This window comes from Megasphaera vaginalis (ex Srinivasan et al. 2021) (assembly GCF_000478965.1).
GTDB lineage: Bacteria > Bacillota > Negativicutes > Veillonellales > Megasphaeraceae > Megasphaera > Megasphaera vaginalis.
The window spans coordinates 24,888-43,038 of sequence record NZ_AWXA01000043.1 but is presented as its reverse complement, the minus strand read 5'-3'; the positions used below and the strand labels follow the sequence as shown (position 1 = coordinate 43,038).

Below are 18,151 nucleotides of genomic sequence, written 5' to 3'. Positions count from 1 at the left end.
CGTGTCCCAGAAGGTAGTAATAGATCCGATTCTCTTGAGCAAGGTGACAAAGCCGGCGCGGTATGTCGGCGGAGAATGGAACAGTGTTGTCAAAGATCACAGTCAGGTCTCCCTGACTGTGGCTTATTGTTTTCCCGACGTCTATGAAGTAGCCATGAGCCATTTGGGCCTGCGGATTCTTTACGCACTGTTGAATGAGCGGCCGGATACGGCAGCGGAACGCGTTTACGCGCCGTGGCCCGATATGGAAGCCCTGATGCGGGAAAAAGGCTATCCGCTGTATTCGCTGGAAACGAAAACGGCTGTCCGCGATTTTGATCTGGTAGGTTTTACCTTGCAGTATGAAATGAGTTTTACCAATATTTTAAATATGCTCGATCTGGCGGGGATTCCGCTTTTTTCCAAGGACAGAGGCGACGACGTGCCGCTTATCGCCGCTGGCGGTCCTTGTGCTTATAACGCCGAGCCGCTTGCCGATTACGTAGATCTCTTCTGCATCGGTGAATCGGAAGAATCCGTGCAGCTCCTGGCCGATACGATCATCGCCTGGAAGCAGGGAGGGAAAAAAGGCGGAAAAAAAGGCTTGCTGAAGATATTGGCCCGGCAAAAAGGAAATTACGTCCCCGCTTTTTATCGGGACGAATACGATGCCGGCGGTCATTTCAAAGCGTTGGTGCCTACTGAGCAGGGAGTGCCGCAGACGATTGAAAAATGTGTCATTGCCGATGAAGAGAATGTTTTTTATCCGACAAAACCGCTCGTTCCCAATATCGATATCGTTCACAATCGCGCTGTCCTGGAGCTTTTCCGCGGCTGCAGCAGAGGCTGCCGTTTTTGTCAGGCCGGCATGCTCTACCGGCCGGTACGCGAGAAAACGCCGCAGCGCTTGGTGGCCATTGCCAAAGAGATCATTGCCAACTCCGGTTATGACGAAATATCTTTAATGAGTCTTAGTTCGGCCGATTACTCCTGTCTGTCCGAACTCGTCGATCTGCTCCTGGATGCGTTCAAGGATCAGAAGGTCAGCGTCAGTCTGCCGTCTTTACGTGTAGACAGCTTTTCTGTCGACATTGCCAAAAAAGTACAGCAAGTGCGGAAAAGCGGCTTGACTTTCGCGCCGGAAGCCGGATCACAGCGACTGCGGGATGTTATCAATAAAGGGGTAACGGAAGAGGACTTGCTGAAAGCCTGCGAAAACGCGTTTCAAAACGGTTGGTCGACAGTAAAACTGTACTTTATGATGGGTCTGCCGACGGAAACGGACGAAGACTTGGCAGGTATTGCCGATTTGGCTTATACGGTGCTGAATCTCTATCGTCGCGTGACTCGAAAGAATAACGGGAAGGTGACGGTTTCCGTTTCCAGCTTTGTGCCCAAATCCCACTCCGCTTTTCAATGGGCCGGCCAGTGTTCCGTTGAAGAGATCCGGCGCAAGCAAGAATACCTCAAAACGCTGATTCGTGACAAGCATATATCCTATCATTATCACGACGCCAAGACCGGCCGTTTGGAGGCGGCCTTCGCCCGTGGCGACCGCCGGCTCGGTCCGGTTCTTTACGAGGCCTGGAAGCTGGGCTGCAAGTTCGACGGCTGGACGGAATTATTCGATTATGAGCGTTGGCTGCAAGCCTTTGACAGGGCCGGCGTCGACATCGATTATTTTGCTGCCCGGCAGCGCCGCCTCGATGAGCCCTTACCGTGGGATCATTTGACGAACGGCGCCGCTAAAGCTTTTTTGCAAAATGAATGGCGCAAAGCCATGAACGGCGAACTGACGCATGATTGTCGACGTGAACGCTGCACAGGCTGCGGAGTCTGTACCCATGCCGGCGTTCAGATTATCGATTGGAAAGAAGGTGCCGGTCATGGCAAAACTACGTTTAGCTATTAAAAAGGACGGTGCGCTGCAATTCCTTTCTCATTTGGACTTTGCCCGCGTCGTGCGCCTGATCATTATTCGCGCCGCTCTTCCTGTCGCTTATTCGGAAGGTTTCAATCCGCATATGAAGATCAATTTCGCCTCGGCCCTCGGTGTCGGCGTTTCCGCCGATACGGAATACATGGATATGGAGCTGCTGGAGGAATGCGCTGCGGCTGATGTCGTCCGACGCATGAACGAGCAGGCGCCGGACGGTTTTGCCGTTCTTGACGGCGCTTACATGGATGCCAAGGCGCCGAAGTTGATGGCCATGGCCAATTATGCCGTTTACGAAGTACAGGGACCGCTGACGCGGCCCATCGCGACAGCGGAATTGACACAATTGCTGAAGACATTCAATCACCTTGACTCGGTCACCTATGAAAAGGTATCGCCGAAATCGCATAAAACGCGTACGATCAACGTAAAAGAGCATCTTATCGAGCCGTTGCAGGGCCGGATGGAAGGGGAGCGGCTCTTTCTCCGTTTTGCCGTGCTGCAAACGGAAAAGGGCGCTATAAAACCGCTGCAGGTATGGGAATTACTGGCGGAAAAGTTTTCCTTTCCCATCGATAAAGAGTTGATGCTGGCCAGAAGGACGGCGTTATACCATCGCGAAAAGGGCGTTAATTATTCGTTATTTTCTATTTGACCGTTTTTCGGGAGGTGCCGTCTGTGAAAATATTACTTGCCAATGTCATACCGGAAGAAACGCGAATGGCCGTAATCGAAGACGGCCGTTTGCGGGATTTTTCCGTTGAACGTCACGATGAAACCCATATTGTCAATCACATCTATAAAGGCGTCATTCAGAATATCCTGCCGGCCATGCAGGCCGCTTTCGTTAATGTCGGCAGGAAAAAGAACGCCTTTCTGTATTTAGGCGATCTTTTTCCCCGGGCGGCAACGAAGGAGGAAATACAGCAAACCCATCTTTCCGTCGGACAGAGCATTCTCGTTCAGGTCATCAAAGAAGAGCAAGCAATGAAAGGCGCCAAGGTGACGGCTAATGTCAGCATTGCCGGACGCTATGCCGTACTCATGCCGACAGTGGATTATATCGGCGTTTCGAAGAAGATTCGCGATGAAGGTGAACGCGATCGATTGCGCCGCATTACGGCAGCGGTTAAGCCAACCGGCATGGGGCTGATTATCCGCACCGTTGCCAAGGGCGTTTCAGAGGCGGAGCTGCTTGCGGATATTCGCTATCTTTTAGGCTCATGGTCCAGTATACAGGAACGTTACAAACTGGCAAAAAAACCGAAACTCCTTTATCGGGAAGCCGATTTGGTCATGCGCATGGTGCGCGATTATTTTACGCACGATGTGAAACAGATCATCATTGACGACAAAGACAGTTATGAACGAGTATGCCAGGTGTTTTCCGATAACGAGACGATGCAGCGCAGTTGTCTTTCCTGGTATCGGGAGGAGACGCCGCTTTTTGAAAAGTACGATATTGAGGCAGAATTGCACCGGCTGATGGACCGTCAGGTAGCGCTTCCTTCGGGCGGCACGCTGATCTTTGATCATACGGAAGCGTTGACCGTCATTGATGTCAACAGCGGTAAGTATACAGGCAACAGCACCCTTGAAGAAACCATCTTTTTCGTCAATAAAGAAGCGGCCGTTGAAATTGCCCGACAGTTGCGTCTTCGCGATATCGGCGGCATCATTATCATTGATTTTATCGATATGAGCAAGGCCGAGCGGCGAGATGAGATACTCCGCATCTTGGAACGGGAAACGTCCTTTGACAGTGCCAAAACACGTATTTTGGGCATGACGGCTTTGAATTTGGTCGAGATCACAAGGAAAAAGGCGCGCCAAGGATTGCGGCAGGTACAATACGGAACTTGCGATATTTGCGGCGGTTCCGGCGTCCTCTATTCGCCGGAATCCGTCTATATACAGATCGTCCGCCGCCTGCGCCATATGGTCGCTCACCGGTTGGTCAGCGGCGACCTGTTGGTCAGCGCGCACAAAGACGTTCTGGCTCTGTTAAGTGATAAAAAAACGAAAAGCGCGTTGGAACAGGAATTGGCACGAACCATTTATTTGGAAGAGAGCCGTCATCCGAACCGTGAAGTCTTTTCTATTCTTTCTTATCGGGAATAAAAAAACCGCCTTTAGGCGGTTTTTTTACTGCTTTATTGCAAATAATAGACAAGACTGACCGTTTCTCTGATCGTATTCGTTCCGCTTTCAACCGGCGTATAACCGCCTGCCTTGGCTCCGCTGGCTCCTACTGCCGTCAGTGAAGCGTAATTATTTTCGTATAGCGGCGAAGTCCCGTTGACGGTAATCTCTTTTATCGCGCCGAGCTGGCTGCCGGCAGCTGTCGCGGCGGCCGCTGCAGCTTGCCGCCCGTTACGGATCGCTTGGTTGATCAATTCGGCGCGGAGCGCATCGACGTGTTCATTGGTAAAGTAAAGGCTGTGAATTTCATTGGCACCCGACGTACTGGCTGTGGTGATCAGGCGGGGAATCATGCCGAAATCGGAAATTTTCACCTGCAACATATTATTTACCGTATAAGACAAAATTTTTTGTCCTTTATTGTCGTAATTGGGAGACAACGTGAAATTCATCGTTTTCATGTCCGTTTCGGCAATGCCCAGGGCTTCGACGGACTTCTTTATTTCACGCATGGTCTGGTTATTGTCTTGGCGCGCTTTTTCCGCCTCCTTTGCCGTGCTTACCGTACCGATTGTCAAGTATGCAGTGTCCGGTTTTACCTGTTCTTCGGCATAGCCCGTCACATTAACGACTGCATCACGACCGTTTTCGGCAAAAGCCGGAGCGGCGAAGCAGGAAGAAGCCGCCAGCGTCAACGTAAGAAGGCATATTTTCCAGCAGTTTGATCTCATAGGCACATCTCCTTTTCTATAAAACGGAATGAATTGTATTATCATCAGTATATCATTTCAGTATAAGAAAAACAATTATTTGCTAAAGACATGGCAATGCGGTACAATAGTAAAAAAATAGAAAAAAGCTAGGGGAGCCGTTTCGGCTGAGAAAACTTGGATTTGACCCTTTCACCTGATGTAGGTAATCCTACCGTAGGGAAGCTGCTGCAAATGATTCACAAGCTCACCTATGACGGTGAGCTTTTTTCGTATACAAGGAGGAGAAAGATGCATTACACAACCCAAATGGATGCCGCGAGAAAGGGCATCGTGACGAAACAAATGGAAATCGTCGCAAAAAAGGAACAGATGCCGATTGAAACGCTGATGAATCTGATTGCCGAAGGGAAAGTCGCCATTCCGGCCAACAAGAATCATACCAGTCTTGATCCCGAAGCCGTCGGCATGAATTGTCGCACGAAGATCAATGTGAATCTCGGCATATCCAAGGATCACAACGATTATAAAGAAGAACTGGAAAAGGTACAGAATGCGATCGACATGAAAACCGAATCGATCATGGATTTGAGCAATTTCGGCAAAACCAGTGATTTCCGCCGCCGTCTCGTCGCCATGTCAACGGCCATGATCGGTACGGTGCCGATGTATGACGCCGTCGGCATGCTCGACAAAGAACTGAAGGATATTTCCGTTGAAGAGTTTTTCGATGTCGTGCAGAAACATGCGGAAGACGGCGTCGACTTCATGACGATCCACTGCGGCATGAATCGAAAGACGGCCGAACGGATCAAACGGAATCCCCGTCTGACCAATGTCGTTTCCCGCGGCGGCTCCCTGCTTTTCGCCTGGATGGAAATGAACGATCAGGAAAATCCGTTCTATGAATATTACGACCGTCTCCTCGATATTTGTGAAGAATACGACGTTACCTTGAGCCTCGGCGATGCCTGCCGTCCCGGCTGTACCCATGACGCCACGGACGCCGCCCAGATTGAAGAGCTGATCACGCTCGGCGAGCTGACGAAACGGGCCTGGGAACGGAACGTACAGGTCATGATCGAAGGTCCCGGCCATATGGTGTTGACCGAAATCGCCGCCAATATGAAACTGGAAAAACGGCTTTGCCACAATGCGCCGTTCTACGTCCTCGGCCCCTTGGTAACAGATGTGGCTCCCGGCTATGACCACATCACGAGCGCTATCGGCGGCGCCATTGCCGGTTCCTGCGGCGCCGATTTTCTTTGTTACGTAACGCCGGCAGAACATCTCCGTCTGCCCGATGTCAACGACGTGCGCGAAGGGATTATCGCCGCCCGTATTGCCGCCCATGCCGCCGATCTCGCCAAAGGGATTCCGGGGGCGCAGGATTGGGATGACGCCATGAGCAAGGCCCGTGTCGAAGTTGATTTCGAAACGATGATTTCCCTGGCTATTGATCCCGTGAAGGCGCGTAATTACTATGAATCGAGCACGCCTGAATGTGAAGGAACGTGTACGATGTGCGGCAAAATGTGTCCGGCCCGAACGATGAAAAAAATTCTTGCCGGCGAAGATGTTTCCATCATTTAAAAAAAACGGAGCCGCCTCTTGATCAAGAGACGGCTTTTTTTATTTCCAGACAAAAAGCAGGGACGTATCGAATTCTCGCTTAAACTGCTTTTTTAACTGCTGCATTTCATAATTTACCGCTTCATGAGAACTGCCCGGATACGTTTCCAAGACGAGAACGATTACCGTATCGGCACTCTCAACGGTAATATCTTTTATAATTTGCTCATATGTCGTATCCGATGCTTCAGCCAGAGCCAAAAAAGTCGAAACCTTTCGAATCATGCGCCACTCTTCTTCGCTCGGTATGTGAACATACCGGTAAGCGCGCATAATCTTACGGCTGATGCCGTGGTGAAAACCGGCGATGAAAGAAGCCACCAACTGTTCCGTCTGCGTCAGTCCGTATAGCGGCGCATGCCCGATCATGAAGGCAGAATGACGGGCGTGACTGTAGTAGTTGATGATTTTTCCGATATCATGCAACTTGGCAGCCGTCGCCAGCAGCTGCCGCTCACGCGGACCGTAGCCGTGCAGAAAAGACAGCTTGTCAAAAAGAAGCAGCGAGACCTTTTCCACCTGATCGACATGCTTGCTGTTGACCGGATCCAAATTGCCGATGACGTTCGCAATGCTGAAGGAAAGGATATTCTCGATATACGGGCTCGGCAGGTGATAGAGGCCCGCATAATGCTCAAAGAACAATCCTTCGCGCAGACCGCAGCCACTGACGATCAGGCGGTCGCTCTCCGTCAGGGTAAAAATTGCGCTGATCGCAGCGACACCGGCAACGATCAGGTCGGCGCGCTCACTGGAAAGGCCGGGAATCTTTTTCCGATTGACATATGTCCGTTCCGTAACCAGCGCGTATATGGCATCAAAGTTATCTTTGCCGACAACATAGTTATGCAGCGTAGGCAACTCATAATTCGTTGTGCGCTGATCCATTTTGGCAATGGCGCGCGCCGTGCCGCCGACGCCGACAAGGGGCAGGCGTGCATGGGCGAGCCAGGGAATATCGCTCAGCTTTTTACGAATGCAGGTAAGGCATTTTTCCAGCATTTCTCCGGAAACGGTTCCTTGGAGACCGAATTTTTCCGTCAATGTGACGGCGCCGATAGGCACCGATAAGGAGTGTTCCTGTTTTCCGTTTCTGACGAGTGTGAATTCAACGCTGGCGCCGCCGAAGTCAAATAGAATGCAGTCTTTAATATCAATCGTATTGATTACGCCCAAATAACCGAGGTACGCTTCCCGTTCACCGCTGATGATTTTCATTTCGATACCCGTTTGCGTCCGGACCCTCTGCAAGAACGCTTCTCCGTTCTTCGCGCTGCGGACGGCCGCCGTAGCAACGGCAATAGTCGTATCGATTTCCATGACCGAGATAAGATGGCGGTATACAGCCAGACAGGTCATGGCCCGATCCATGCCGGCATTGCTCAATTCACCGGTCTGCATCAGTCCGTGACCGAGGCGAATCGATTTTTTTTCCTGATACAGCAGGGAATAGGAGCGATTGTCCTTAATTTCGATCACGACAAAACGGATCGAATTGGAGCCTAAATCAATAATTGCAATTTTTTCCATGGAGCCCCCTCATTTTCTTTGGTATTACTTTACCTTATAGCTTATTATAACGTACTTGTCAAAAGATTTCACAAAAAATTTACATACATTAAAATCATGACGGCTGAAATTTTCCCGCTTTCATGTATAATAAATATAGAATAGTAACGAGGTGGTTTGTATGGAAGACAGTAAGAAGAACGTGTTCGGCATCATTAGAATAGGCACGGTCAATATGGACTTGAAGATCGTTTCCTATTCGACCTTGGCTGACAGACAGACGATTGAGAACGTTTCCCGTGAAGTTCATTACGGTGAAGAAGTCGTCACAACGCACCGCATCAGTTTTCAGGCGCTGAATGAAATCTGCACGGTGCTCAACGGGTTCAGGCAGCTGCTCCGCGATTATCAGGTGGACGACGTCAAAGTCGTCACGACGACATCGCTCCGCGATGCGGAAAATCAGCTCAATGCGATCGATCAGATCAGGATCCGTACCGGCTTTTCCGTCGATATCGTGCATATGGCGGAAGAAATTTATTACAAGTTTTTCGGTCTTTATTACGATATCGACCAAGGCGCATTCAACTTCGGCCGTAATTCCGTTCTGCTCATGGATATGACGTCGAGCTGTCTGGGCCTGACGTGTTGGAAAGAAGACAAGATACTGTTTCAACAGAATGTGCATATCGGCGCCTTGGGACTGATGGGAAGCTTCACGGAAAAAGAGCGCAACGGCATCACCTTTACGACGACGGTGCGCGAATATATTTACGGCACTTTATCGCCTCTCTGGCGCGGTGTGCAGCAGTACGACATTCAATATTTGATTTTATCCGGTCAGGTTGCCGTCCGTCTCGGCCTCTTGATGGGTAAGAAGCTGTACCGCGGCGTCGGTCTGATCGCGGCCCGTGAATTCTGCGATTTCGTCGATTCTTTTTCAGGCATCACGCCATTCAAATTGTGCCGCTATTTTTCGATCAGCGAAAATATGGCAAACGTCCTGATGCCGATCATCATGTTGTATTATGAATTGCTGCGTCACGTGGACGTGCAGATGATCGTCCTGATGGATATGACCTTTACCGAAGGCTATTCCATTCACTATCTGGCAACGAAACTGAACGATCCGTACCTGACGCGGCAGCGGTGGATGCTGTTGGAACTGGCGCGGGGTATTGCCGTCCGCTATGTATCCGCGCCCGATCATTCTCGGCTCATCGAAGAATTTTGCGCGACAATCTTCAACGCGCTGTTCGGTAAGATCGGGGTCGACAGGATCGGTTGCTATCTCTTGCGTCTGGCGGCCATCATGCATGAATGGGGCAAGTTCGTCAATCTGCGAAAATGTGATGTCTGCGCTTACGATCTGATTCTGACGACCGATCTTTTTGCCATCAGCGATGAAGAAAAAAAGATGGTTGCCAATGTAGCTTATTTTTCTTATTTCGGCAAGGTACAAGAACGTGACGACCGCTTTGCTTCGTTGCAGCCGGAAACGAAGGTCATGGTCGCCAAGCTGGTCGCTATTTTCTGTCTCGCCGACGCCCTTGACAAAGGTCACAACGGCAAGATCAAATCCATTGAGGCCGCGCTGCACGACAACCTGTTGGAAATAGCGTATACGTCGGATTTTGACGTTTCCCTGGAAAAATGGGCCTTTATGAAGATTGTTCCCTATTTTGAAGAAGTGTTCGGCATGACGCCGGTCTTGAAAAGAGGAAGGTAATACAAATGGAAAAAGGAGAAAACTATTTTCTCAATCGGGAGTGCACGTGGATTAATTTCAATGAGCGCGTCATGAAGGAAGCGGCAAAAGCGTCCAATCCCTTATTGGAACAGCTGAATTTCATCGCCATTACGGCGTCCAATCTGGACGAATTCTTCATGATCCGCGTGGCCGGCGTCAAGCACTTGGTGGAAAATGACGTCAAACATATCGATATTGCCGGCATGACGCCGCAGGAGCAATTTGACTCCATTGAACAGATGGTTCACCGCCAGGTCGCCGAGCAGTACGGCTATTTATCGCGGATCATGGAACAACTCCAGGCAGAAGGATTGCATTTTATTCACGTTTCCGATTTGGATGAAAAGCAGAGAAAATGGCTGCACAGCCTGTTTGAACGGGAAATTTATCCTGTCGTTACGCCGATGGCCGTCGATTCGAGCCATCCGTTCCCCTTCCTGGCGAGTTTGGGGCTTAATTTAGCCGTCCTCTTGCGTAAACGGGAAGGAGACGGAGAGATCAAGACGGCGATTTTGCCGGTTCCCGCTTCCGTTATTTCCCGTATCATACAAGTTCCGGAAGCGACGGAAGGAAAAGCCTTCCTTTTCCTGGAAGATGTCCTCAGCCATTATGCGGAACAGTTCTTCCTTGGCTGTGAAATACTGGAAGTCGTTCCTTTCCGCGTCACCCGCGACGCCGATCTGGATATCAACGATGATTCCAAAGACCTGCTCCGGGAAGTGGAAAATTCGCTGAAACGGCGAAAAAAAGGCGCCGCCGTCCGTCTCGAATTATGCGAGGCGTCAAGCCGGACGATCCGAAAATTCCTGCAAAGTGAATTGCAGATAGAAGATAAAGATATCTACACGATTCCCGGACCGATTGACTGTAAAGTATTCTTTTCTTTTACGGGTATTGCCGGCTACGATCATCTTCGCTATGCCGAAGCGAAATCGCAGCCTTCCAGCGAGCTTGCCGCCATCGATGCCGCCGACTTTTGGTCGGCCATCGTCAAGCGCGACGTTATGGTCCATCACCCCTACGAAACTTTTGACGTCGTCGAAAATTTTGTCAAACTCGCCGCCGTTGACGCTAATGTATTGGCCATCAAACAGACCTTGTACCGCGTCAGCAGCGATTCGCCGATTATCGCGGCGCTGGCTGAAGCGGCCGAAAACGGCAAGCAGGTAACGGTGCTGATGGAAGTAAAGGCGCGATTCGATGAAGCCAATAATATCCTGATGGCGAAGAAGCTGGAAAAAGCCGGTTGCCATGTCATTTACGGCATTATGGGCCTGAAGACCCATTCCAAAATAACCCTTGTCGTACGCCGGGAAGAAGATACGATCCGCCGCTATCTGCATTTGGCGACGGGCAACTACAACGGCAAAACGGCCAAAATCTACACCGATGTCGGCATTATTACAGCCGATACCCTTTTGGGTATCGATGCTTCGGCATTTTTCAATTTCCTCTCCGGTTATTCCGATCCTCCCGAATGGAACAAGCTGGCCGTGGCGCCGCTTAATCTGCGGGAACGGATCTATGAAGAAATAGATCAGGAGATCAATCATGCCAAGAGCGGCAGGCCGGCCAAAATTATTGCCAAGATGAATTCGCTTTTGGATAAGCAGGTCATCGAGCGACTATATGAAGCGTCACAGGCGGGCGTTATCATCGAGCTGATCGTACGCGGCATCTGCGTCCTTCGCCCCGGCATACCCGGCGTCAGCGAGAATATTGCGGTACACAGCATTGTCGGACGCTTTTTGGAGCACAGCCGCCTCTTTTATTTCTACAATGACGGTAAGGAAGACGTCTTCATCTCATCTGCCGATTGGATGCCGCGCAATTTGAACGAACGTGTGGAACTAATGATTCCCGTTGATTTTGAGCCGCATAAGGAACGGATCAAGTATATTTTGCACACTTACTTTCGGGATACGGAGAAAGCATACGACATGCGGTCTGACGGTTCTTACGTCGCCTTGGCGGACAATGATCCGAACAAACGCATCAACGCTCAAGAGATTCTACAGCATGAAGCGGAAGGCGCGGCGCGCAGACAGGATGCCGACGATGTGACCGTTTTGTCATTCGATCGTTAAGATTCTGTCGTTTGACAGGGCATGAGTCCTCTGATACAATTGTGCCGATTGGAGGAATTGCATGCAAACGCGATATTTTAGGCCCATTTCACGGATGTATGCCTTATTGATCGGACTTCTGGCCGTCGTGTTGCTGACCGGGTTCATCGATAAAGGCCGTTCCGTTATAATAGATGCAGACGGGCGACAGGAAACGGTATATACGCATGCCGTAAATGCCGCGGCCCTGCTCAGAGAAGCGAATATTTCCGTTGCCGCCGAAGACGAAGTAGAGCTGTCGACAACAACGCTGGAAGACGGCTCCGTCATAACGATTCGCCGCGCCGTTCCCGTCACGCTCGTTTACAAAGGGGAGAAGCGCCTGGTCGCTACGGGAAAACGCACTGTTGCCGAGGTATTGCCGCAATACGGTTATGATCGGGAAAATTACCGGGCTTACGAAGACGCTAACGGTCCGGTTCAAAAAAATATGACCATTCATATCGGTTCTCTATCGCGCAAAGTAATTACCGAAGATGCCGTCGTACCGTTCGCCATTGAAAGCATTCCCGACGAAGACCTCGGACAGGGAGAAGAAAAGGTTTTACAGCAAGGCGTCAACGGCAGAAAACGGGTACAATCGGCCATTATCAGTCTTGACGGCAAGGCCGTCGGCAGAGAGGTGCTCCATACGGAATTGATTACGGAAATGCAGCCCCTTATCCGACATGTGGGAACAAAGGCTACGGTAGAGATCAATACCGGTACGATAACGAAGTATTCCAAGGTACTGACAATGGAAGCTACGGCGTATTTGCCGACGGATGGCAACGGCGCGGGCCTGACAAAGTTGGAAACGAGAGCGCGTTATGGCGAAATCGCCGTTGACCCCAATGTTATTCCGCTGGGAACAACTGTTTTTATTCCCGGCTACGGTATCGCGACGGCTGAAGACACAGGCGGCGATATTCTCGGCAACCGCATTGACTTGTGCATGGAAGATTATACAGCCTGCATGGCTTTTGGCAGGCGTACGGTCCTGGTTTACATATTGGAATAAAAAAACAGGCTTTCGACGATGATCGGAAGCCTGTTTTTTCGGCAGTATCGAGCTTGAATCGGCCGGCTTTTCTTCTCCAGCGGCAAATGAATACCGCTTTTCGTTTCCCCTTATTTCTGTACCCAAAGCAACATATTATTTTCAAAGATTGCATTGAGTTTATCCGTGTCTTTTAACCAGGCGAGATAGGAACGGACTGTACTGCCGATAAGCACATATTGTTCAAAATTCATCGTCAAGGCATATGCTGTAAACAGCCGCTGCAAGATTACTTCAAAGCAAAGCGGCTCCCGGCATAAATCAACGATCTTATCTGCAATTTCCCGTACTTTATCAATGTTATATTGCGCCAGATCCGAAATATTCTCCGTTACTGCCGCATGGGCAGGGACAAATATGGTTGCTGTAAGTGATTTTACCATTTCAAGCGTTTTTATGTAAGCCGCCACATCATGGATAAAGCCGATTTGATACTTATCCAATATTTCCCGGCTGGACAGGCAATCGGCAAGAAAAACGACATCGTCAGGCGTTCGGAACCCAACCATGTCAAAGAAATGACCGGGCAAATTAATGATTTCAAAACCTTTTGGCAAGACGTCTTCCGTTAAATACGCTGCATGGCTCTCCTGTGCCAAAAGAAATTTATGTCTGAGGTCTTTACAGGGATAGCCGCCATATAAAAAAGATGGTTCTAAAATCGGATGGTTCGTAAATGCGCAATCAATGCCTGGCGCATAGATTTTACATCCGGTCTGTCCTTGCAAATACTTATTACCGCCAATATGGTCCGCATTGGCATGGGTATTATAAATTGCCCTTAAATTCCAAGCGTTTGCTTCCAATATTTGACGTATTTTACGTCCTGCATCCTTGTCATTTCCGCTGTCAATCAGACAAACATCTCTTTCATTCAGCTTTACCAGCCCTATTTTTGCGGGACTTTGAATGTAATAGCTGTTGTCTGAAAGTGGTATCAATTCATACATGGCGTATTGCCTCCTTTCGTGATTCGGAGAAGAGATGGTATTGTGAACCGCTCCTGTTACTTTGCTGCCTGATCGAAAGAGAGCGTTTTGTTTGTACTTAATTATACTACGGATATTATCACATATAAGCATGAAAAACCAACGATTCCTTCGGCATCATGCACAGGTTACGTGTAAGGCGTCAAATATGTGTTACCTTATGGAGAAAGGGAAAAACGTAAGACTTAAAAGAGAAATTTTAGTGTAAAGGAATTTTCGTGAACCGCAACACACCAGGACATCGATCCGTACCTTAAAATCGAGATAAAAAACAGCTTGTTTGCCTGTCTCTGCTGTGCTATAATATGAAAGGTTAAAAATACACACGTACCGTCGAGTCTGCTGCTGTGCCGTACAGCTTACGGTAAATGCGGGCAATGACCGGACAGAGGACAAACAGGAGGAATGAACGAATGGCAGTAGTATCTATGAAACAATTATTGGAAGCAGGTGTCCACTTCGGACATCAGACACGTCGCTGGAACCCGAAAATGGCTCGGTTCATTTTCACGGAACGCAACGGCATTTACATTATCGATTTGCAAAAGACGGTCAAGAAAATGGATGAAGCATATAATTTCGTCCGTGATCTGGCTGCGCAAGGCGGTTCCGTTTTATTCGTAGGCACCAAGAAACAGGCGCAGGATTCCATTAAAGGTGAAGCCGAACGTTGCGACCAGTTCTATGTAAACGAACGTTGGCTCGGCGGCATGTTGACTAACTTCCAGACTATTGAAAAACGTGTAAAGCGCTTAAAGGCTTTGGAAAAACAAGCTGAAGACGGCACTTTTGACGTGTTGCCGAAAAAAGAAGTCATTTTACTGAAACATGAAATGGAAAAGCTTCAGAAATATCTTGGCGGTATCAAGGAAATGAAGAAGCTGCCTGACGCACTTTTCATCATTGATCCGAAAAAAGAAGAGATTGCCGTAGCTGAAGCCCGTAAGCTTCACATTCCCATTATCGGCACTGTTGATACAAACTGTGATCCCGACGTAATCGATTATCCGATTCCGGCAAATGACGACGCAATTCGCGCCGTGAAATTGTTGACCGGTAAGATTGCCGACGCCGTACTGGAAGGCCGTCAGGGCGAACAGAATGAAGCGGCTGTTGCAGAAGTCGAAGAAGCAACGGAAGAAAACTGAGCGGCGCGTTCGTGAATTGAATGTATGAAAAAAGGTAAGGAGTGTTCCATTCCTTACCTTTATTAAACTGGACAGTTACTATCATTATTACTCATCATTAGGAGGAATCGCTCAATGGCTATTACAGCAAGCATGGTAAAGGACTTAAGAACAAAAACGGGAGCAGGCATGATGGATTGCAAAAAGGCGCTGGCCGCAACTGACGGTGATATGGACAAGGCCGTTGACTTTTTGCGTGAAAAAGGATTGGCTGCCGCCGCTAAAAAAGCTGACCGCATTGCTGCCGAAGGTCTTGTTTATTCCTACATTCACGGCAACGGCCGCATCGGCGTTCTCGTCGAAGTAAACTGCGAAACCGACTTTGTTGCGCAAACAGACGGCTTCAAAGATCTCTGCAAGGATATTGCCATGCAGATTGCAGCCGCCAATCCGTCCTATTTGAAACGTGACGAAGTTCCTGCTGAAGTGTTGGAACACGAAAAAGAAGTTCTCCGCCAGCAAGCGTTGAACGAAGGCAAGCCGGAAAAGATCGTTGAAAAGATGATCGTCGGCAGAATCGAAAAATATTACAAGGAAAATTGCCTTTTGGATCAGGAATTCATCAAAGATCCCGATAAGACGGTAACACAGATTATCAATGAAAACATTGCCAAGATCGGTGAAAAGATAGACGTTCGTCGCTTCACGCGGTATGCGCTGGGTGAAGGTTTGGAAAAACGGAACGATGATTTTGTTTCCGAAGTAATGGCTCAAGCTAAATAAGACCTTAATAAGAGAACACCCTATCGTGTTCTCTTATTTTCTAAGCGGACAAAAGCGATTGGGAAACAGGGAGGCTCCACGTATGAAAAGAGAATTTAAACGAATCGTCTTAAAGTTGAGCGGAGAAGCGCTGGCAGGGACACAAGGCTACGGCATTGACCCGATGACGGTCGAAACGATTGCCGATGATATTGTCGCTGTCACCAAACAGGGCATCCAGGTGGCGATCGTCGTCGGCGGCGGCAATATTTGGCGCGGTCTTTCCGGCAGCGCCAAAGGAATGGATCGGGTGTCCGCCGATTATATGGGTATGTTGGCTACGGTAATGAACTCATTGGCCCTGCAGGATGCATTGGAAAAAAAAGGCGTAGCTACACGCGTCCAGACAGCGATCAATATGCAACAGGTAGCTGAACCGTACATCCGTCGCCGTGCCATTCGTCATATGGAAAAAGGGCGCGTCGTTATTTTCGGCGCCGGTACGGGCAATCCTTATTTTTCGACAGATACGACAGCGGCTCTTCGCGCTGCGGAAATTGAAGCCGATGCCATCTTAATGGCAAAAAAATTCGTTGACGGCGTTTACGACAGTGATCCGAAAGTAAATCCAGACGCTAAGAAGTTTTCTCATCTTTCGTATTTGGAAGTAATCAAGCGCGAATTGGGGGTTATGGATGCTACGGCCACAACGTTGTGCATGACTAATGATATCCCTATCCTCGTTTTCAGCATCGACATTCCGGGGAATATTGTCAATGCGGCGAGAGGCAAAGAAATCGGCACCTTAGTCGACAAAGAAGACTAAAAGCAGTATGATATAGCTATACCAATTCATTGAAGGAAGTGATCCGCTATGGACGTCAAAACATTACTGACAACGCATGAAGAAAAAATGGATAAAACGATTGAAGCGTTGAAACGCTCACTGGCTTCGATCCGCACAGGCCGCGCCAGCACATCTCTGTTGAATCGCGTCAGCGTCGATTACTACGGTACGGCAACACCGGTAAACCAGGTCGCCAACGTCTCGGCGCCGGAACCGCGTCTGATCACCATCGTGCCGTGGGAACGGAATATGCTCGGTCCGATCGAACGGGCAATCTTGAAGTCCGATCTCGGCCTGAATCCGAATAACGACGGTACCATGATCCGCTTGGAAATTCCCCAGTTGACGGAAGAACGCCGAAAAGAATTGAGCAAAAAGGTAAGCAAAGAAGCGGAAGATGCCAAAGTGGTTATCCGCAATATCCGCCGCGACGGCAACGATGCCATCAAAAAGCTGGAAAAGCAAAAGGAAATTACGGAAGATGAAAGCAAGGAAGGTCAGACGAACATCCAGAAGCTGACAGATAAGAAAATCAAGGCCGTCGACGAAATTAAGGAAAAGAAAGAAAAAGAAGTTATGGAAGTATGATTGCGATAGAACAGCTTATTGGCATGTCCCTTGGGTATGCCAAATCTGTATTGGAAAGAGAATCCGTAGCCTATGTTGTAGAAAAAACGGAATCGAAAAGTCGCTTTTTCATCTGTGATCCGACTCTCGTTTACGTTATTCGCGTACGTCGCAAGGCGAATGTCGTTTATCTCTTGGTCAACGAGAGCCTGAAAAGAAGCGACTCAGTTCGTAAGGCTATGGAAAGGAGATATAATTCATGATTCCGAAGATATTTTCGAAAGATCGCAAGACAGACGGGACAGCGAATCTCGATAAGGCGAATATTCCCAGACATGTCGCTATCATCATGGACGGCAACGGACGCTGGGCGAAACGGAAGGGCTTGCCGCGCAGTGCCGGACACTATGCCGGCGCCAAAACGTTGAAGCGTATCGTCTTGGCCGCCGATGAGCTGGGTATTAAAGTCCTCTCTGTATACGCGTTTTCAACGGAAAATTGGAAACGGCCACAGGCGGAAGTGGACTATATTATGGAGCTCATGCACTCCTACTTAAGTCAAAATCTTCTGGAATTGAAAGAAAACAATGTACGCCTTCGTTTTATTGGAGATATGAGCCGTCTGTCAGATAAACTGCGTGCCGTTTTTATCCGATCCGAAAATGATATGAAGGACAATACGGGCCTGATCCTCAATGTTGCAGTCAATTACGGCGGCAGACTGGAAATCACGCAAGCCGCTCGTCAATTAGCGGCCGACGTAGAAGCCGGTAAGCTGTGCGCAGCTGCAATAAGGGAAGAAGATTTGGCGGCAAGGCTGTATACGGCTCCGGAAAATGACGTCGACCTGTTGATCCGCCCCGGTTCAGACAGCCGCGTCAGCAATTTTTTGTTATGGCAGATGGCTTACGCCGAATTTTGGTTCACACCGCTCAGCTGGCCGGATTTTACCAAGGATACGCTGATTGATGCCGTATTGGCATATCAAGGTCGTGAACGGCGTTTCGGCGGCTTGAAATAAAGGAGGCCGAAACTT

16 protein-coding genes and 1 riboswitch are annotated in these 18,151 nt (G+C 49.2%); of the genes, 13 read left to right on the top strand and 3 right to left on the bottom strand.

All coding sequences use genetic code 11. The features are described 5' to 3' along the window. Nucleotide 1: 1 nt before the first annotated feature. From HMPREF1250_RS07735 to HMPREF1250_RS07725, 3 genes are read left to right on the top strand one after another with little or no spacing between them, the layout of a single operon-like run. Nucleotides 2–1,891 carry a TIGR03960 family B12-binding radical SAM protein gene (locus HMPREF1250_RS07735; RefSeq protein ID WP_023054120.1) on the top strand — a complete coding sequence of 630 codons (1,890 nt, stop codon included), beginning with the start codon at nt 2–4 and terminating at the stop codon, nt 1,889–1,891. Then, on the top strand, nt 1,866–2,570 hold the full coding sequence (locus HMPREF1250_RS07730) for a TIGR03936 family radical SAM-associated protein (protein ID WP_023054141.1): 705 nt from the start codon (nt 1,866–1,868) through the stop codon (nt 2,568–2,570). The genes HMPREF1250_RS07735 and HMPREF1250_RS07730 overlap by 26 nt, the downstream gene beginning before the upstream one ends. Before the next feature lie 23 nt (nt 2,571–2,593). Beyond that, nucleotides 2,594–4,036, top strand: coding sequence for an Rne/Rng family ribonuclease (locus HMPREF1250_RS07725; protein ID WP_023054060.1), 1,443 nt, complete (start codon nt 2,594–2,596; stop codon nt 4,034–4,036). Between the two features lie 32 nt (nt 4,037–4,068). On the opposite strand, the gene HMPREF1250_RS07720 is transcribed toward HMPREF1250_RS07725, so the two are convergent. Then, a complete protein-coding gene (locus HMPREF1250_RS07720; protein WP_023054095.1) occupies nt 4,069–4,788 on the bottom strand; it encodes an SIMPL domain-containing protein in 720 nt (239 codons plus the stop codon). A gap of 120 nt (nt 4,789–4,908) precedes the next feature. Then, nucleotides 4,909–5,007: riboswitch (TPP riboswitch) on the top strand. A 51-nt stretch (nt 5,008–5,058) separates the two neighbouring features. Here HMPREF1250_RS07720 and thiC point away from each other — a divergent pair. Continuing rightward, the gene (thiC, locus tag HMPREF1250_RS07715; RefSeq protein ID WP_023054080.1) at nt 5,059–6,360 is read left to right on the top strand and encodes a phosphomethylpyrimidine synthase ThiC; all 1,302 of its coding nucleotides are present in this window, start codon (nt 5,059–5,061) and stop codon (nt 6,358–6,360) included. A gap of 39 nt (nt 6,361–6,399) precedes the next feature. Here thiC and HMPREF1250_RS07710 read toward each other — a convergent pair whose 3' ends face one another. Further along, entirely contained in the window at nt 6,400–7,929 is a 1,530-nt protein-coding gene (locus HMPREF1250_RS07710) for a Ppx/GppA phosphatase family protein (protein WP_023054104.1), read from the bottom strand. Between the two features lie 160 nt (nt 7,930–8,089). On the opposite strand from HMPREF1250_RS07710, the gene HMPREF1250_RS07705 reads away from it, so the two are divergent. The 3 genes from HMPREF1250_RS07705 (at nt 8,090) to HMPREF1250_RS07695 (ending at nt 12,784) form a co-directional block, all read left to right on the top strand. Continuing rightward, nucleotides 8,090–9,637 carry a Ppx/GppA phosphatase family protein gene (locus HMPREF1250_RS07705; protein ID WP_023054106.1) on the top strand — a complete coding sequence of 516 codons (1,548 nt, stop codon included), beginning with the start codon at nt 8,090–8,092 and terminating at the stop codon, nt 9,635–9,637. 5 nt (nt 9,638–9,642) lie between these two features. Beyond that, nucleotides 9,643–11,745, top strand: coding sequence for a polyphosphate kinase 1 (gene ppk1 / locus HMPREF1250_RS07700; protein ID WP_023054062.1), 2,103 nt, complete (start codon nt 9,643–9,645; stop codon nt 11,743–11,745). A gap of 61 nt (nt 11,746–11,806) precedes the next feature. Further along, nucleotides 11,807–12,784 (top strand): 3D domain-containing protein, encoded by a 978-nt coding sequence (locus HMPREF1250_RS07695; protein ID WP_023054093.1) that lies wholly within the window; start codon nt 11,807–11,809, stop codon nt 12,782–12,784. 110 nt (nt 12,785–12,894) lie between these two features. On the opposite strand, the gene HMPREF1250_RS07690 is transcribed toward HMPREF1250_RS07695, so the two are convergent. Next, a complete protein-coding gene (locus HMPREF1250_RS07690; protein ID WP_023054084.1) occupies nt 12,895–13,773 on the bottom strand; it encodes an MBL fold metallo-hydrolase in 879 nt (292 codons plus the stop codon). Between the two features lie 452 nt (nt 13,774–14,225). On the opposite strand from HMPREF1250_RS07690, the gene rpsB reads away from it, so the two are divergent. The 6 genes from rpsB (at nt 14,226) to HMPREF1250_RS07660 (ending at nt 18,136) form a co-directional block, all read left to right on the top strand. Then, on the top strand, nt 14,226–14,960 hold the full coding sequence (rpsB, locus tag HMPREF1250_RS07685; protein WP_023054067.1) for a 30S ribosomal protein S2: 735 nt from the start codon (nt 14,226–14,228) through the stop codon (nt 14,958–14,960). Nucleotides 14,961–15,074: 114 nt separating this feature from the next. Continuing rightward, nucleotides 15,075–15,722, top strand: a complete 648-nt coding sequence (gene tsf / locus HMPREF1250_RS07680) for a translation elongation factor Ts (RefSeq protein ID WP_023054121.1) — start codon at nt 15,075–15,077, stop codon at nt 15,720–15,722. Between the two features lie 82 nt (nt 15,723–15,804). Beyond that, on the top strand, nt 15,805–16,527 hold the full coding sequence (gene pyrH, locus HMPREF1250_RS07675; protein WP_023054117.1) for a UMP kinase: 723 nt from the start codon (nt 15,805–15,807) through the stop codon (nt 16,525–16,527). Nucleotides 16,528–16,575: 48 nt separating this feature from the next. Further along, a complete protein-coding gene (frr, locus tag HMPREF1250_RS07670) occupies nt 16,576–17,136 on the top strand; it encodes a ribosome recycling factor (RefSeq protein ID WP_023054110.1) in 561 nt (186 codons plus the stop codon). Continuing rightward, nucleotides 17,133–17,378: a hypothetical protein gene (locus HMPREF1250_RS07665; protein WP_023054115.1), complete on the top strand. Its 246-nt coding sequence runs from the start codon at nt 17,133–17,135 to the stop codon at nt 17,376–17,378. The genes frr and HMPREF1250_RS07665 overlap by 4 nt, the downstream gene beginning before the upstream one ends. Then, entirely contained in the window at nt 17,375–18,136 is a 762-nt protein-coding gene (locus tag HMPREF1250_RS07660; protein ID WP_023054112.1) for an isoprenyl transferase, read from the top strand. The genes HMPREF1250_RS07665 and HMPREF1250_RS07660 overlap by 4 nt, the downstream gene beginning before the upstream one ends. Nucleotides 18,137–18,151: the final 15 nt, after the last annotated feature.

Excerpts from the sequence above, each read along its gene's own strand:
- HMPREF1250_RS07660 (WP_023054112.1), top strand. The coding sequence starts at position 17,375 with ATGATTCCGAAGATATTTTCGAAAGATCGCAAGACAGACGGGACAGCG.
- HMPREF1250_RS07710 (WP_023054104.1), bottom strand. The coding sequence starts at position 7,929 with ATGGAAAAAATTGCAATTATTGATTTAGGCTCCAATTCGATCCGTTTT.
- ppk1 (WP_023054062.1), top strand. The coding sequence starts at position 9,643 with ATGGAAAAAGGAGAAAACTATTTTCTCAATCGGGAGTGCACGTGGATT.
- tsf (WP_023054121.1), top strand. The coding sequence starts at position 15,075 with ATGGCTATTACAGCAAGCATGGTAAAGGACTTAAGAACAAAAACGGGA.
- HMPREF1250_RS07730 (WP_023054141.1), top strand. The coding sequence starts at position 1,866 with ATGGCAAAACTACGTTTAGCTATTAAAAAGGACGGTGCGCTGCAATTC.
- HMPREF1250_RS07665 (WP_023054115.1), top strand. The coding sequence starts at position 17,133 with ATGATTGCGATAGAACAGCTTATTGGCATGTCCCTTGGGTATGCCAAA.
- pyrH (WP_023054117.1), top strand. The coding sequence starts at position 15,805 with ATGAAAAGAGAATTTAAACGAATCGTCTTAAAGTTGAGCGGAGAAGCG.
- frr (WP_023054110.1), top strand. The coding sequence starts at position 16,576 with ATGGACGTCAAAACATTACTGACAACGCATGAAGAAAAAATGGATAAA.
- HMPREF1250_RS07690 (WP_023054084.1), bottom strand. The coding sequence starts at position 13,773 with ATGTATGAATTGATACCACTTTCAGACAACAGCTATTACATTCAAAGT.
- rpsB (WP_023054067.1), top strand. The coding sequence starts at position 14,226 with ATGGCAGTAGTATCTATGAAACAATTATTGGAAGCAGGTGTCCACTTC.
- HMPREF1250_RS07695 (WP_023054093.1), top strand. The coding sequence starts at position 11,807 with ATGCAAACGCGATATTTTAGGCCCATTTCACGGATGTATGCCTTATTG.
- HMPREF1250_RS07705 (WP_023054106.1), top strand. The coding sequence starts at position 8,090 with ATGGAAGACAGTAAGAAGAACGTGTTCGGCATCATTAGAATAGGCACG.
- HMPREF1250_RS07720 (WP_023054095.1), bottom strand. The coding sequence starts at position 4,788 with ATGAGATCAAACTGCTGGAAAATATGCCTTCTTACGTTGACGCTGGCG.
- thiC (WP_023054080.1), top strand. The coding sequence starts at position 5,059 with ATGCATTACACAACCCAAATGGATGCCGCGAGAAAGGGCATCGTGACG.